11 protein-coding genes and 1 pseudogene are annotated in these 15,773 nt (G+C 53.4%); 10 read left to right on the top strand and 2 right to left on the bottom strand.

What is annotated here, in order from left to right:
• Window positions 1-53: 53 nt before the first annotated feature.
• On the bottom strand, window positions 54-3,428 hold the full coding sequence (gene amt / locus B4967_RS14325) for an ammonium transporter (RefSeq protein ID WP_083025938.1): 3,375 nt from the start codon (window positions 3,426-3,428) through the stop codon (window positions 54-56).
• Window positions 3,429-3,764: 336 nt separating this feature from the next.
• Between amt and B4967_RS14320 the strand changes: the two genes are divergently transcribed.
• The 4 genes from B4967_RS14320 to B4967_RS14305 all read left to right on the top strand — a co-directional run bounded on the left by B4967_RS14320 (window position 3,765) and on the right by B4967_RS14305 (window position 7,904).
• Window positions 3,765-5,006, top strand: a complete 1,242-nt coding sequence (locus B4967_RS14320; RefSeq protein ID WP_083025935.1) for an NAD(P)/FAD-dependent oxidoreductase — start codon at window positions 3,765-3,767, stop codon at window positions 5,004-5,006.
• 144 nt (window positions 5,007-5,150) lie between these two features.
• A complete protein-coding gene (locus B4967_RS14315) occupies window positions 5,151-5,318 on the top strand; it encodes a putative motility protein (RefSeq protein WP_243470608.1) in 168 nt (55 codons plus the stop codon).
• Between the two features lie 179 nt (window positions 5,319-5,497).
• Window positions 5,498-7,087, top strand: coding sequence for a peptide chain release factor 3 (locus B4967_RS14310; protein ID WP_083025931.1), 1,590 nt, complete (start codon window positions 5,498-5,500; stop codon window positions 7,085-7,087).
• Between the two features lie 19 nt (window positions 7,088-7,106).
• The gene (locus tag B4967_RS14305; RefSeq protein ID WP_083025929.1) at window positions 7,107-7,904 is read left to right on the top strand and encodes a TatD family hydrolase; all 798 of its coding nucleotides are present in this window, start codon (window positions 7,107-7,109) and stop codon (window positions 7,902-7,904) included.
• 2 nt (window positions 7,905-7,906) lie between these two features.
• On the opposite strand, the gene ygfZ is transcribed toward B4967_RS14305, so the two are convergent.
• The gene (ygfZ, locus tag B4967_RS14300; RefSeq protein WP_083025927.1) at window positions 7,907-8,857 is read right to left on the bottom strand and encodes a CAF17-like 4Fe-4S cluster assembly/insertion protein YgfZ; all 951 of its coding nucleotides are present in this window, start codon (window positions 8,855-8,857) and stop codon (window positions 7,907-7,909) included.
• A 189-nt stretch (window positions 8,858-9,046) separates the two neighbouring features.
• Between ygfZ and B4967_RS14295 the strand changes: the two genes are divergently transcribed.
• The 6 genes and pseudogenes from B4967_RS14295 to cls all read left to right on the top strand — a co-directional run bounded on the left by B4967_RS14295 (window position 9,047) and on the right by cls (window position 15,744).
• Window positions 9,047-9,244, top strand: a complete 198-nt coding sequence (locus tag B4967_RS14295) for a hypothetical protein (RefSeq protein ID WP_044630087.1) — start codon at window positions 9,047-9,049, stop codon at window positions 9,242-9,244.
• Window positions 9,244-9,651 (top strand): OsmC family protein, encoded by a 408-nt coding sequence (locus tag B4967_RS14290; protein ID WP_083025926.1) that lies wholly within the window; start codon window positions 9,244-9,246, stop codon window positions 9,649-9,651. The genes B4967_RS14295 and B4967_RS14290 overlap by 1 nt, the downstream gene beginning before the upstream one ends.
• A 25-nt stretch (window positions 9,652-9,676) precedes the next feature.
• Complete coding sequence (gene uvrB / locus B4967_RS14285) at window positions 9,677-11,701, top strand: excinuclease ABC subunit UvrB (protein ID WP_083025924.1); 2,025 nt, start codon at window positions 9,677-9,679, stop codon at window positions 11,699-11,701.
• A 3-nt stretch (window positions 11,702-11,704) separates the two neighbouring features.
• Window positions 11,705-12,529: an endonuclease VIII gene (gene nei / locus B4967_RS14280; RefSeq protein WP_083025922.1), complete on the top strand. Its 825-nt coding sequence runs from the start codon at window positions 11,705-11,707 to the stop codon at window positions 12,527-12,529.
• Between the two features lie 180 nt (window positions 12,530-12,709).
• Entirely contained in the window at window positions 12,710-14,215 is a 1,506-nt protein-coding gene (locus B4967_RS14275; protein WP_083025919.1) for a fumarate hydratase, read from the top strand.
• A gap of 112 nt (window positions 14,216-14,327) precedes the next feature.
• Window positions 14,328-15,744: pseudogene (gene cls / locus B4967_RS14270) on the top strand (cardiolipin synthase).
• Window positions 15,745-15,773 lie beyond the last annotated feature (29 nt).

The raw sequence follows: 15,773 nt of genomic DNA, 5'->3' as shown, positions 1-15,773 counted from the left end.
TTAAATAAGCATTTCTTTTTGGCTTTTTTAGCCCTTGTCTGTTTTATACCCCTCTATCGCGGCATCACTTTAATCTGGTTACCTGCTGTAGCGGTAATAGGCTCCGGTTTGCCCAGCAAATACCCCTGTGCATAGTCAATTCCTAATGAACGCAGCTTGTCCAGCGTTGCTTGATTCTCTACGTATTCGGCAACTGTATCGATATTGAGCGCTTTGCCAACGGCGTGAATCGCCTCTACCATGGCGCTATCAATCGGATCGTGGTGGATATTGCGGATAAAATTGCCATCAATCTTCAAATAGTCGACTGATAGCTGTTTTAAGTAGCTGAAAGAGGAGAGTCCGGTGCCAAAGTCGTCCAGCGCGAATCGGCAGCCGAGTGCTTTCAGCGCTTGAATCAGTTCGCTCACCTTTGAAAGCTGCGCAATAGCCGCACTTTCAGTAATTTCAAAACATAAGGTGCCTTCAGGTAACCCGGCGCGACGTACCTGCTGTACCAACTCCTGACAAAAATCGCTGTCTGATAGCGAATCCCCAGATAAATTAATACCCCAGTGGCCTATGGTATGGTTCTCCGCGCAGCGATAACGGTCACCCAACCACGCCAACGTGTTGCGAACCACCCAGCGATCAATTCTGACCATAAAGTGATAGCGTTCGGCGGCGGGTAGAAAACTGCCGGGTGTAATGAGTATGCCGTTCTCCTCCAAACGCAGTAAAATTTCCCGATAGCCCGGCCCGTTGCCGCATACGGCGCTAATCGGTTGCGCGTAAAGTCGAAAGGCGTCGTTATCTAGGGCATTTTGTAGCCGCTGAACCCACTGCAGTTCGCCGTGACGTTCTAGCAGCAGGTGGTCGTTAGGTTGATAGCAGTGAATTCGGTTGCGACCAGCCTCTTTGGCGGTGTAGCAAGCTGCATCGGCTGCGTGTAGTGTATCAGATAAGCGTCTGGGATGTTCCTTGTCGATCGCTACCAAGCCAATACTGACGCCAATACCAAACGTGTGCCCCTGCCAAGCAAAGCGAAAGTGATCAATGTCTCGGCGTACGGCTTCACAAATAATCTTGGCCTTTTCTAGTGGGCAGTCAGGTAGCACCAGGGCAAACTCATCGCCCCGCAGGCGGGCAACCGTATCGCTATTGCGCACATGGGCTTTGAGCTTCATGGAAACTTGGCGAAGCAGTTCGTCTCCTGCTAAATGACCACAGGTATCGTTAACGATTTTGAACTGATCTAAGTCTAGATAGCAGAGCACATGATGATGCTTCGTTTGGGCAAGCAATTTAGTGAGCAGCGTCTCGAACGCGCGCCTGTTCAGGAGTCCGGTAAGGTTGTCATGGGTGGCTTGGTAGTTAAGCTGCTCTGATAGCTTGCGCGTCAGACTCACGTCTTGAAACACCACAACGGCCCCCAGCGTGATGCCACCGCGGGAACGGATAGGGGCGGCGCTATGCTGAATGGGATAGCGTTTGCTGGTGCGATGAACAAGCTGGCAGTGCTCGCTGTAATGAACCGCTCGGTGCTGGGTGAGCACTTGGCGGGCAGGGTTGTTGATCGGTTCATCGCTTAGCTCGTCACGTAGTTGATAAACCGTCTGGATAGGCTTATTGGTGACTTCTTGAAGCGGCCAACCGGTTAATCGTTCGGCTTCCGCGTTCATAAACGTGATGTTGCCGCTGGCGTCGCAGGTAATAACGCCGTCGCCAATGGAAGCCAGCGTGGTACGGGCGAGGTCGCGCTCACGGTTCAGTTGCTCTTGAAGCTGTTTGCGCTCGGTAATATCGCGCACCATTCCCGAACACTCTGAGACTGAACCAGCGGCTCCTTCGCTTACCTGAATTTCTAGGTAGCGTACCTGCTGATCATCCGTACGCAGTTTGATTTCATGCAGCGCCCCAGGCGCAAGCGGTTTATTAGGCAGTAGCGTACTGACAGGCTGGCCAATCAACTGCTCCGCATTAACACCAAAGAGGGCTTCCGCTCCTGGGTTTAGGCCGGTCAGCGTTCCGTCGGCTTGCCAGGTAATCACTCCGTCGCGAAGATTGCGTAACATCACCCGGGTGTGACCTACCGCGCGTTCAAGCGCCGCAGATACGCGGTTGTAGCTTGCTGCAATTTCCCCGACCTCGGTAAATGGGTCGGCATCAATGCGTTGGCGCATATCCCCCTGTTTTTCGTGCTGGCGCATATGCTCCAGAAGCTGATGAAGCTCATTTTGAGCCCCGTGTTCTGCTAGGTTAAGCCCCATTTTTTCCGCATCTTTGGAGACGCGAAGGGGTAAAAAACGCCTCGTGATACGAAATAGCAGCCAAGCAGTCCCAAAACTCCATAGGCCGCACACCACCACGCCCAGTAGTTGCACCGTGAATTGATCAAAACGGCTAAGCGAGGTACCTAATTTATTTAGATCTGCCAGCCAGGGTAGGGCCAGGGTGCCCCATAGGCCGGTCACCAAGTGTGCGGGGATGGCTCCCACTGCATCATCAATGCGCCGTTTTAATAGCCATTCGCTTGCCAGCACCATGAGTACGCCGCTAACGCCTCCCATTAAAAAGGCGGCTGGTAAGGAAAGCGCATGAGCGCCAGCGGTGACGGCGACCAAACCTGCAATTGCGCCGTTAATGGCGTACATCACATCCGCATAGCGGCGCACCCGCCAACCAACCAGCATGGCGGATAAGATGCCGCCTACGGCGCCCAACATGGTATTCGCGATAATGCCAGGCACCGAGCTATTCAATGCCAGCGTGCTACCACCATTAAAGCCGAACCAGCCCAGTACCATAAAAAGGGCACCCAGCATGGCAAGCGGTAAATTTCCAGCAGGAAACGCAGTAGGGGGCTTGTCTACTTGAAAGCGCCCCTCACGAGGGCCTATCACCATCACAGCGGCTAACGCGACCCAGCCGCCTACGCTATGCACCGCGGTGGCCCCGGCAAAATCAATAAACCCCAGCGCCGCTAGCCAGCCTGGCGTTCCGCCCAGCAGGCCGCCCCATGCCCAGTGGCCAAATACCGGGTAAATCAGTAGTGCAATCCAGAAGGCCGTCCATAAATAGCCAAGGAACGGCATCCGCTCGGCGACTGCGCCAGCCACGATGGTAGCTGCCGTTGCGCAAAACATGGCTTGAAAAATAAATACAGTGACAAGCCAGGTGTCGGTCGACTCCAGTTCCCATCCAAACAGTGAGCTACCCATCCAGCCTGATTGGGAAGTTCCAAACATCACCCCAAAACCGACAAGCCAAAAGACACTGACGGCAATGGCAAAATCCGCTAGGTTTTTCATAGCGACGTTAATGGCATTTTTTGTTCGTGTGGTGCCCGCTTCCAGGCAAAGAAAACCAGCCTGCATGACGAAAACCAGCGCAGCTGCCCACAGTACCCAAAGCATATCGATGAGTGTTGTATCAAAGCTGTCGGTCATTGGCGTGATCCTTGTGCTGATCTGGTGCAAGGTGAACACTGACATGGTGCATTGTTAGGAAAGATGTCTTCTATTAATGCCGCGCTGTGGCTTCTGTCGCGGAAGGTTTCTGGGGTGTTAAACGCAGTGTTAACTGAGATTAAGCAAATGTTATGCCGTGCTTAGCAAAGTCATCCTTAATTAAGCTTTTTGCGTCATAAAAGACTAAAAAAATGTCTAAAAATAGTGTTTATAACTGTGCAAAAGCTGTTTGATTGGTGATATTTTTCAATATGTTACTTGTGTGATTAACAGCATATGGCTGGGCAAACAATAGAGCGAGAGGAGTGCATCATAATGGCGCGTCAAACGGTGGTTTTAGGAGCAGGCATGGTGGGTGTCAGTATTGCTTGGCAGCTGCAAAAGCGTGGCTATCAAGTAACGCTGGTGGATCGCCGCCAGCCTGGACGCGAAACCTCGTTTGGAAACGCGGGCATTATCCAGCGTGAAGCAGTTAGGCCTTATCCGTTTCCCCGTGATATGAAAACGATATTGAGTGTGCTTCCAAACCGTCGGGTCGATATCCGTTACCGGCCTGCCGGTATGGTCAATGCGGCCTCGCCACTGCTGAGTTACTGGCACCACTCTTCGTCACGGCTCTACAAAAAAATCGTGCCTGAGTACGCCTCGTTAATTCAGCTCTGTTTGGACGCCCACGCGCCGATGATTGAGGCCGCTGGTGCTGAGCATCTAGTGCGTAAGGAAGGGTGGCTTGAAATCTATCGCACGCCGGAAAAGCTCGCTAAGCGAGTTAAAGAGGCTGAAGAAGCCCGCGAGCTTTACGGCGTACAGTTCACCGTTCTTGATCGCGAAGCGCTGAGTGAGAAGGAGCCGCAGCTAGGCAATAAAATCATCGGTGCTATTCACTGGCTAGACCCCTGGACAGTCGCTGACCCGGGTGGCTTGGTGGCTGCCTATGCGGCGTCTTTTGAAGCGATGGGCGGACAACTGGTACAAGCGGACATCACTGGTGTCACTCAGCAAAATGATCACTGGAAAGTGACGACCAGTGCGGAGTCGTTTGAGGCTGATCAAGTTGTCATGGCCCTTGGCCCCTGGGCTGGCCAATGGATGAAGCCGCTGGGTTACCACTTCCCCACGTTTGTGAAACGTGGCTACCACATGCACTACGCGACACAGCCAATGGCCAAATTAAACTACTGGTTGATGGACGCCGAGATCGGTTATTTGCTGGCACCGATGAATGCAGGTGTGCGGCTGACGACGGGGGCAGAGCTAGACCGCCTTGAATCTCCCGCGGATGAAGAGCAGCTGGGCGCTGCCGAAAAAGTGGCGCGGACAATTTTCCCGCTAGGTGAGCGAAAAGATAGCGCGGCGTGGAAAGGCGCACGGCCTTGCTTGCCAGATATGAAGCCCGTCATTGGCCCAGCGCCGCGCCATGCGGGTCTATGGTTAGCCTTCGGGCATGGCCATCAGGGCTTTACCCTAGGTCCCGCTACTGGCCAGCTGTTGGTTGATATGATGGAAGAAAAGCCAACAGCAATCGACATGACTCCCTTTCGAGCAGATCGATTTTAAACGGAGCGCCTCACCCTGTTACATAATGGAAAGTGACAAATGTGGCTTAGTCAGGTTGGGTTTGCTACGCTGAATAAGTCACTCAATAGATTGAGGTGCAGTATGGATGTAGCTGCGAGCAATGCAGTTAGTACAGCGCTATATATGAATCAAGCGCAAACCGCTGAACAGGCGCAAATGCAAATGTTCCGACAAGCTCTTGATATGCAGGCTGAGCAAATCACCGAGGTGCTGGCTTCTTCAGATGCTGGTGCTCAGCAAAATTTGGCGCAAGAAGGCAGTGTGGGTACTCAGGTAAACACTTACGCCTAATTCTTGTGGTAAAAGCACTCAAACGCCGACTCTGTCGGCGTTTTTTATATCTACAGAAAAAGCTCTCTGCACGTGGTGGTATGCCGTTGAAGGCGAGTTGCGTTACCATAGGCACACACAACGCCGAAGGTTTGGCGCTACGTTTTAAGTCATCACGTTGTACCATCTTAGAGAACTCCATGTCTGACGCCCAATTAGCGCGCGAAGCTGAGCTACGCCGTACCTTTGCGATTATTTCGCACCCTGATGCCGGTAAAACCACTATTACAGAAAAGATGCTGCTGTTCGGGAATGCGATTCAGCTAGCGGGTTCTGTGAAAAGTAAACGCAATGATCGTCATGCTACGTCTGACTGGATGAAGATGGAGCAAGAGCGCGGCATCTCGGTGACCACGTCGGTGATGCAGTTCCCCTATGGTGGGCGTATCGTCAACCTACTGGATACGCCGGGGCACGAAGACTTCTCTGAAGACACCTACCGCACGCTGACGGCGGTTGATTCCGCGCTGATGGTCATCGACGGCGCGAAAGGCGTCGAGGATCGCACCATCAAACTGATGGAAGTGTGTCGTCTGCGCACCACGCCTATCCTCACGTTTATCAACAAAATGGACCGCGATATCCGCGATCCTATTGAAGTGATGGACGAAGTAGAAACAGTATTGAACATCCAATGTGCGCCCATGACATGGCCCATAGGCATGGGGCGTCACTTTAAAGGGGTTTACCACCTCTATAATGATGTTATTCATCTCTATACCCAAGGTCAGGGCAGTCGCATTCCTGATGACAAGCGTATTGAGGGGCTAGATAACCCAGAAGTTGACGCCGTGCTAGGTGAAGAGCAGGCGGAAGAGCTGCGTATGGAAGTAGACTTAGTGCGAGGTGCTTCCCATGAGTTTGACTTGGAAGCCTACCGTCGTGGTGAGCTAACGCCGGTCTATTTTGGTACCGCTATGGGTAACTTCGGTGTGCGTGAGATGCTAGACGGCTTTGTCGAGCACGCGCCGGCTCCGCAGCCCCGCGAAACTGATACGCGCGAAGTGACCGCCCATGATAATCGCTTCACCGGTTTCGTATTTAAAATTCAGGCCAATATGGACCCGAATCACCGGGACCGTATCGCCTTCCTACGGGTGTGTTCCGGCAAGTACGAAAAGAACATGAAAATGCGCCATGTGCGCATTGGTAAAGACGTCAAAATCGCTGACGCCCTGACCTTTATGGCCTCAGACCGCTCTCAAGTGGAAGAAGCATGGCCGGGCGATATTATTGGCCTGCATAACCACGGCACTATTCAAATTGGTGATACGTTCACCGTGGGTGAAGATATGCGCTTTACCGGCATTCCTCACTTTGCGCCTGAACTTTTCAAGCGCGTGCGCCTGAAAGATCCGCTCAAGATGAAAGCGCTACAGAAAGGCCTGCAGCAGCTGTCGGAAGAGGGCGCCACTCAGGTCTTTATGCCGATGGATAACAACGACCTGATCCTAGGGGCGGTTGGTACGCTGCAGTTTGATGTTGTCGCTCACCGCTTGAAGGAAGAGTATAAGGTCGACTGCATTTATGAAGGCGTTAACGTGCAAACCGCCCGCTGGGTGTATTGCAACGATGCCAAAATGCTTGAAGAGTTTAAGCGCAAGGCCAGTACTAACCTCGCCATTGATGGCGGCGGTTACCTGACCTATATCGCGCCTACCCGGGTTAACCTGCAAATGACCCAGGAGCGCTGGCCGGATATTCGCTTCCAGCCTACCCGCGAGCATTAAACGTCTTAAAGAGAGCAATATGCTGATAGACGCCCACTGCCATTTGGATGTTGCGGAGTTCGATACGGATCGTGATGCCGTGATCGACGCCGCCCAGGCAGTGGGCGTTTGCCGTTTTATTGTACCTGCCACGGTGCGTGCGCGTTGGCAAAACGTACTAGCGCTGGGTGAGCGTGACGATGTCAGCATCTGCTTAGGGCTTCACCCGTACTTCATTGAGCAGCACCAGCCAAATGATTTGAAAGCGCTCGAAACCCTCATACTTCAGCAGCTTGCTGGCGCTTACCCAGCCCGGCCAGTCGCCATTGGCGAATGCGGTATTGATGGTCGCTTTACGGATAGCCTGAATAAGCAATGGCACTACTTTGATGAGCAGTTAAACATCGCTAAACGCTGCAAGCTGCCTGTGGTGGTGCACTGCGTTAAGGCAAATGATACGGTCAGCAAGCGGCTTCGTCAGCAAGCGCTGCCAGGCGCCGGGCTCGTTCACGCCTTTTCCGGTTCTTACGAGCAGGCCGTCAAGTTTTTGGACCTTGGTTATGTGCTGGGGCTGGGCGGCGCGGTGACCTATGAGCGCGCTCAAAAGTTACGCCGTGTGGTGGCAAAACTACCCGATGATGGGTTTGTGCTGGAAACCGACAGCCCCGATATGCCGTTAAGCGGTTATCACCGCCAGCGGAATGAGCCTTCTCGGGTAATGCTGGTGGCTCAGGAGGTGGCGAGGCTGCGTCGGCAATCTTTTGATACCGTGGCAGCGCTGAGCAGTGACAACGCCGCACGAGTATTTAAGTTAACAGGCGATGAGACCAATTCCTGACCTCAAGCAAGCTGATCCGCGATCTGCTCTGGGTCCAAGCGCTCAATGGGGTAGGGCATCTCATACAGCGCGATAGGCTGCTGCTGACAATAAACTGCTAAATTCTCTTCCATGACCTTGGTATTCATCACCGCTAGCAATTCTACCTGCTGCTCGCCGCTAAATGCGCTGCTGACCACTTCTCCCAACGTCTTACCGTTGTCATCAAGCAGCGACTCGCCAATCTCAGGAAGGGTGGCCGCATTAACGCTAGCGTGAACTAAGCGTTTTTTCACCTGGCCACGAAAGTGAGCGCGGGCGACGACTTCTTGGCCTGTATAGCACCCTTTTTTAAAGCTAATGCCGCCTAATGCTTCCCAGTTCAGCATTTGGGGGAGAAAGTGATCCTGCTGTTTAGCGGTAAGCCAAGCAAGACCGCTGCGAATATCTGCAAGCTGCCACTCGTTGTGTAATGCATCATCACTGTTGACGAGGTCGCTGGCATCCTCTTCAAACATCAACAGCCAACGGGGTTTGCCGGGCATCCGCAACGCCGTTCCCTTTGAACTGGTAGTGTGGGTATAAGGTTGGTCGGGCAGCGTGATGTCTAGTTGATTGGCAAGCGTATCTGCAGGCTCGCTGGCGCCTGCAAACGTGACGCTGCCTACCACTGAAAGCTCTGCTTTATAGAAAGCGGCAAATTTTTTCAGATGGGTGAGCAGTCCGTCCGCAAGAGAGGCATCTAGTACCAAGCGGAAATGGTCGCTGCCGAGCCTCAATAACTGCCCATTGGCCAACATGCGCCCTTTAGGGGTGCAGAAGCAGGTGAGCGGTGCGAAAGTGCCATTCGCCAACCCCACCTGTGCGCTAGTTTGGCCCTGTAAGAATTTCTCCGCATCGGCCCCTTGAATATCGAGCGCGGCATACTGGGTCAAACGTACGGCGCTGGGGGGCTGCGTGTTCGCGGTGGCCATAGTCACTCCTGGGCGTAGTCAGTGAGATGTGTCAGTAAAGCGTGCTTGTAAAAGTGTGGGCAGGATAGGCAGATTGCAAGGCCTTGGGAGCATGCTAGACTCTTTATCCTGTATCAGGTTTGCATAGGTAATCTCCTGTATACAGTCCCGTTGTATGTGAGTTGACAATTATTCAGCAAAGGACGCGGCATGGCAGTTCAATCATTAAGCTTTCAAGGCGTCACTACCGCCGAACAAGTTAACAAAATCACCACCGCACTGATGATGCTTGACGGCGTCGATAGCGCCGAAGTGGGGCGCTATGGGGCGGAAGTGGAAGGTCGTGCTAAGCGAGAAGCGCTAATTAAAGCGGTTGAAAAACTTAATCTTCGCATCAAGGTATCGTAATGCATCCGCCTATCGTGGTGATTAGCGAACGAAATAGCGTTTTTCGTCAGCGTATCGAGGTAAGTGGTATGGAAGATCTCTATGCCGACGTACCCACTGCGGTGGGGGGCGATGATAGTGCCCCGGACCCCCACGACTATTTCGATATCGCGTTGGGAACCTGTAAGGCCATTACGGTCCAAATGTACGCCAAGCGCAAACAGTGGCCACTGGAAGGCATCACCGTCAAGGTTCAGCGTGAAGACCGCGAAGAGCGCAAAGGCGTTTATAAGCTGGATGTGACGTTAGAATTGCATGGCATCAGCGATCCAGAACAGCGAGCAAAGCTGGAAGACATTAGCCACCGCTGTCCGATTCAGCGCCTGATGACCCAGGCAACGATAGAGATAGCGACCCATACCGCGTAGGCCTACTTCCTCAACAGGAGCAACGATGAGCAAGGAATTTCGTCTGCAGTCAAAATTTCAGCCTGCAGGCGGCCAGCCTGCGGCCATACGCGGGTTGATCAGTGGTTTGGAATCCGGGCTTGCCCATCAAACGCTGCTCGGGGTCACCGGTTCAGGTAAAACCTTCACCATGGCCAATGTGGTGCAGCAACTTCAGCGGCCCACCATCGTGATGGCGCCGAACAAAACCCTGGCGGCACAGCTGTACGGCGAATTTAAATCGTTTTTCCCCGATAACGCTGTTGAGTACTTCGTCTCCTACTACGACTACTACCAGCCCGAGGCCTATGTGCCCTCGTCAGATACGTTTATTGAGAAGGATGCCTCAATCAATGACCATATTGAGCAGATGCGTCTTTCCGCTACGAAAGCGTTACTGGAGCGCCGTGATGCGCTAATCGTGGTATCCGCATCGGCGATCTACGGCTTGGGTGATCCAGACCAATACCTGAAGATGCGGCTGCACTTCACTCGTGGTGAGCTGATTGACCAACGCGCCTTCCTACGCCGCTTGGCAGAGCTGCAGTACACCCGCAACGATATGGATTTCCGCCGCGGTACTTACCGCGTGCGCGGCGACGTGATTGATATCTTCCCGGCGGATTCGGATGAGGAAGCGGTGCGCGTTGAGCTTTTCGACGACGAAATCGATTCTATCCGTTTATTTGACCCGCTCACTGGCGATGTGCGCGGGCAAGTCCCAAGGATGACGATTTACCCAAAATCCCACTACGTGACGCCTCGTGAGACCATTCTAGAAGCCATCGACTCCATCAAAGCAGAGCTCAAAGAGCGCTTGGAGTGGCTGCGTAAGCACGAGCGTTTAGTAGAGGCCCAGCGGCTTGAGCAGCGTACGCTTTACGATATTGAGATGATGCTGGAGCTGGGGTACTGCAACGGTATTGAAAACTACTCTCGCTACCTCTCTGGCCGTGCTCCTGGCGAGCCACCGCCCACGTTTTTTGATTACCTGCCGGATGATGCGCTGCTGTTTATCGATGAGTCACACGTGAGCGTGCCCCAAGTAGGTGGGATGTACAAAGGCGACCGTTCTCGTAAAGAGACACTGGTCGAGTATGGTTTCCGCCTGCCGTCAGCGTTGGATAACCGCCCCATGAAGTTTGAGGAGTGGGAAGCTATCTCGCCACAAACGATCTTCGTATCCGCCACGCCAGGCAATTATGAAGCTGAGCACGCAAGCCAGATCGTCGAACAAGTCGTTCGGCCGACAGGGCTGTTGGATCCGCAAATTGAAGTACGCCCGGCCAGCACGCAAGTCGATGATCTGCTGTCGGAGATTGGTTTGCGAACAGCGGTAGGAGAGCGGGTGCTCGTTACTACTTTAACCAAGCGCATGGCAGAAGACCTGACTGATTACCTTGATGAGCACGGTATTCGCGTGCGCTATTTACATTCCGATATTGATACGGTCGAGCGGGTGGAAATTATCCGTGACCTACGCCTGGGCAAGTTTGACGTGCTGGTGGGCATCAACTTGCTACGGGAGGGGTTGGATATTCCTGAAGTCTCTTTGGTGGCGATTCTGGATGCCGATAAAGAGGGTTTCCTGCGCGCCGAACGCTCGTTAATTCAAACCATTGGTCGTGCAGCGCGTAACGCCAATGGTAAAGCGATTTTATATGGCGACCGCATTACGGATTCCATGCGGAAAGCAATTGATGAGACCGAGCGTCGGCGCCATAAACAGATGGCGCATAACGAGAAGCACGGCATTACCCCCACGACGGTTACCCGCTCGGTTGCAGATATCCTAGAAGCCGCGCAGACACCAGGTAAGAAGAGCAGTCGGCGAAAGGGCAATGAGCGTAAGGTGGCCGAGCCTGAAGGTGGTTACGATGTGGCTGCCATGAGTAAGCAAGACTTGCTCACGGCCATTAGTAAGCTTGAAGATGCCATGTTTGAAGCGGCTCAAAACCTCGAGTTTGAAGAAGCGGCGCGGTTGCGCGACCAGCTCCATCAAATGAAAGAGAAGCAGCTGGCGCTAGGATAAGCGATGCCTGAAGGTCCAGAGATTCGCCGCGCAGCGGATCTCATTGAAAAACAGATTGGCGGTAAAGTGCTGGATGATGTGTGGTTTGCCTTTCCAGAGCTCGCTAGCCAAGCAGGTTCGCTAATCGGTGTGAAAGTGGTGGCCGTGGATACCTGGGGCAAGGCCATGCTGATTCGGTTTGCCGATAAGCGGGTGCTTTACTCTCACAATCAGCTATACGGCGTGTGGAAATTGCATGCAGAAGATAATCTGCCTAGCACGTCGCGCTCCTTGCGTGTTCGGCTAGTGGCAGAAGGGCGTGCCGCCAGTTTGTACAGCGCCTCGGATATATCGCTTTGGGAAGAGTCGTCGCTGGCGCATCACCCCTTTCTTGCTCGATTGGGCCCCGATTTGCTCAGCCAACAGGTCAGCTCAGGTGATGTGAAGCAGCGGCTACTAATGCCTGAGTTTAAGCGTAGAAGCCTAGGGACACTGCTTTTGGATCAGGGGCTGGTGGCAGGCTTAGGCAACTACTTGCGCTCGGAGATTCTATTCTTTTCCCAACTGCACCCTAAGCAGCGGCCTAGCGATCTTACCGACGAGCAGTTAAGTACGCTGTCATCGCATATTGTCGAGATTACCCGAACCGCTTACCGAACGGCGGGGGTGACCAATCAGGAAGCTTGGATTGAACAAGCCATTGCCTCTGGCGAGCCTCGCCGCCAATGGCGGTTCAGCGTATTTGAGCGCGCCGGACTCTCGTGCCATCGTTGCGGCAGTGTGATTGAGCGCATGATGGTCGGGTCTCGGCGGCTATACGCCTGCCCGCAATGCCAGCCTTCTCCTTAGGATAAGTTTATACCGTTATCTTGATGACTATGTTTAAACAATCAGACCAAAGCGCTACGTAACAGCAAGCGGTTACTCGGTGCATTGGCTGCCGCGTGAGTCTCAATACGGTATACTTCCCGCACACTTAGACGGCCGCGAAGGCTGCAGCCAAGACGATAACCGAGGAGCTGTTAATCCATGACCGGGATTCGCCAGGACGACGTGATCCAAAGCGTTGCCGATGCTCTGCAGTACATCTCTTACTCCCCCCCAAAAGATTTCATCGATGCGATTGCCGCCGCTTACGAGCGTGAAGAGAACCCCGCCGCAAAGGATGCCATTGCTCAAATTTTGATTAACTCACGTATGTGCGCAACAGGGCACCGCCCAATTTGCCAGGATACCGGCATCGTGACCGTATTCGTTCACGTGGGTATGAACGTCACATGGGACGCCGAGTTAAGCCTCGACGACATGATTAACGAAGGCGTGCGTCGTGCCTATCAACTTCCGGATAACGTATTACGTGCCTCGGTTCTTGCTGACCCGGATGGCAAGCGTCAGAACACCAAAGACAACACACCCGCCATCATCCACCACAAAATTGTGCCGGGCGATAAGGTCGATATCCATGTGGCGGCGAAGGGCGGCGGTAGCGAAGCGAAATCGAAGTTTGCCATGCTCAACCCTTCCGATAGCGTGGTCGACTGGGCGATGGAACAGCTCCCCAAAATGGGCGCTGGTTGGTGCCCGCCGGGTATGCTCGGCATTGGTATTGGCGGTACCGCTGAAAAAGCGATGGAAATTGCCAAAGAAGCGCTGCTTGATCCTATCGATATCCAAGAGTTGCAGGCGCGCGGTGCCAGCAACCGTGCCGAAGAGCTGCGCCTTGAGCTGTTCGATAAGGTGAACAAAAGCGGTATTGGTGCCCAGGGCCTAGGTGGCCTGACCACGGTACTGGATATCAAAGTCAAAGATTACCCGACCCACGCTGCCAACAAGCCAGTGGCGATTATTCCCAACTGTGCAGCTACCCGCCATGCGCATTTCACGCTGGATGGTTCTGGCCCTGTGGCCTTGCCTGCTCCGAAGCTGGAAGACTGGCCAGAGATTACCCGTGAAACGGGCGATAACGTCAAGCGTGTCAATTTAGACACTGTCACGCCTGAAGAAGTCAAAACCTGGCAGCCCGGCGATACGCTGCTGTTAAACGGCAAACTGCTGACGGGCCGCGACGCTGCCCACAAGCGCATGGTGGATATGATCGCCAAAGGCGAGCCGCTGCCGGTCGATATGAAAGGGCGCTTTATCTACTACGTTGGCCCAGTCGACCCTGTAGGCAATGAAGTGGTTGGCCCTGCAGGCCCCACCACGGCTACGCGGATGGATAAGTTCACTCGGACGATGCTGGAAGAGACTGGTTTGCTAGGCATGGTCGGCAAAGCAGAGCGCGGCCAAGCTGCCATTGAAGCGATCCGTGACAACCAAGCGGTGTATCTCATGGCGGTGGGTGGCTCTGCTTATCTGGTTGCCCAAGCGATCAAAAAGTCACGCGTGGTGGGCTTTGAAGACCTGGGAATGGAAGCCATCTACGAATTTGAGGTGGAGGACATGCCGGTCACGGTCGCGGTAGATAGCCAAGGCACCTCTGTTCACCAGACAGGCCCGGCTAAATGGAAAGAAATTATTGCCGAAAAAGCATGATACGCTGAGGTGATATAGGCGTTGCTTAACCACAGGAGCCCCGTTCTAACGGGGCTCCTGTGTATGGGGTAGTCAGAAATAACAGGTCCTAACGGATGGTGAGGAATAGCGAATGACCTCTTGGTTGCTAGGGACAGGGATCATGCTGATTCACGTGCTGGGAATGATCTCGGCGGTGATGCATTAATGTCGAGCCGTACGTCACAGGGGGCAGTGGCGTGGATTATCTCACTGCTAACCTTTCCCTATGCGGCGGTGCCAGCGTACTGGCTGTTTGGCAGGCCACGTTTTTATGGGTATGTCACGGCTAGAGGCGCCAGGGATTCGGTGTTGCGCCGAGTGCTTGTTCGCTATCGACATAACGTAAAGCCGCATGTGGCTATTTCCGACAATACCGATATTCAAGCGGTTGAGCAGTTGGCCATGATGCCACTGACGAAAGGCAATAGCACCGAGCTGTTAATTGATGGCGATGCCACTTTTGACAGCCTGTTTGCAGGCATTAATCAAGCGCAGGATTATCTACTGATCCAGTTCTTTATCGTTCGCGATGATGAGCTTGGGCGGCAGTTGCTGAGCATTTAATAGCGGCGGTTAAACGCGGTGTGCGTGTCTGCTTCCTATATGACGAAATTGGTAGCCGCAAGCTTAACGAGGGTTATTTAAAAGAGTTGAGTGAGAGTGGGGTAGAAGTAAGCCCTTTCCGTTCGTCTCGTGGGCTTAAACATCGCTTTCAACTTAATTTCCGCAACCATCGCAAAATCGCTGTTGTCGACGGTAAGCAAGGGTGGATCGGCGGCTTCAATGTAGGCAACGAGTATCTGGGCAAGAGTGCGAAACATGGCCCTTGGCGCGATACTCACTTAAAAGTACAAGGCCCCTGTGTGCTAGGCCTGCAAGAAGCCTTCTGGGAAGATTGGCACTGGGCGACAGGCGCCGTGATTACGTTAAACTGGCACGCTGAAAGCCACCCACAGCAAGACCAGCAGGTGGTCATTGTGCCTTCCGGCCCAGCCGATAAACAGGATACGGCTGGATTACTTGTTCAGCAGCTGATTCATAGCGCTAACCAGCGGTTTTGGGTTACGAGCCCCTATTTCGTACCTGATCAGGGCGTCCAAGACTCTTTACGATTGGCAGCTATGCGAGGCGTCGACGTGCGCGTCATGATCCCGGAGCGCCCCGACCATTTGCTGGTATTCCTCTCTGCGTTCTCTTTTTTGCCGGATATGTTAAAAGCGGGTGTAAAAATATACCGTTATCAACCTGGGTTTCTACATCAAAAAGTCATGCTTATCGACCATTCATCCGCCACTGTAGGTACGGTGAATCTTGATAACCGATCGTTTCGGTTGAATTTTGAAATCACTGCGTTCATTCCCAGCGCCGATTTTGCCAACGATGTTGCCACCATGCTGGAAGCCGATTTTTCCAAGTGCCGCCGAGTGACTCTCGATGAAGTGAGTCAGCGCCCCATGTGGAAAAAAGTCGTGTCCCGTGCTGCTTATTTAATGGCACCCGTACAGTAATCGTTTGCCCCAACCAAATGACGCAAGCC

This window comes from Vreelandella lionensis (assembly GCF_002087295.1).
In the GTDB taxonomy this organism is placed as follows: Bacteria; Pseudomonadota; Gammaproteobacteria; order Pseudomonadales; family Halomonadaceae; genus Vreelandella; species Vreelandella lionensis.
Note: the sequence above shows the minus strand (reverse complement) of the source record. Positions and strands in the feature narration are given on the sequence as shown.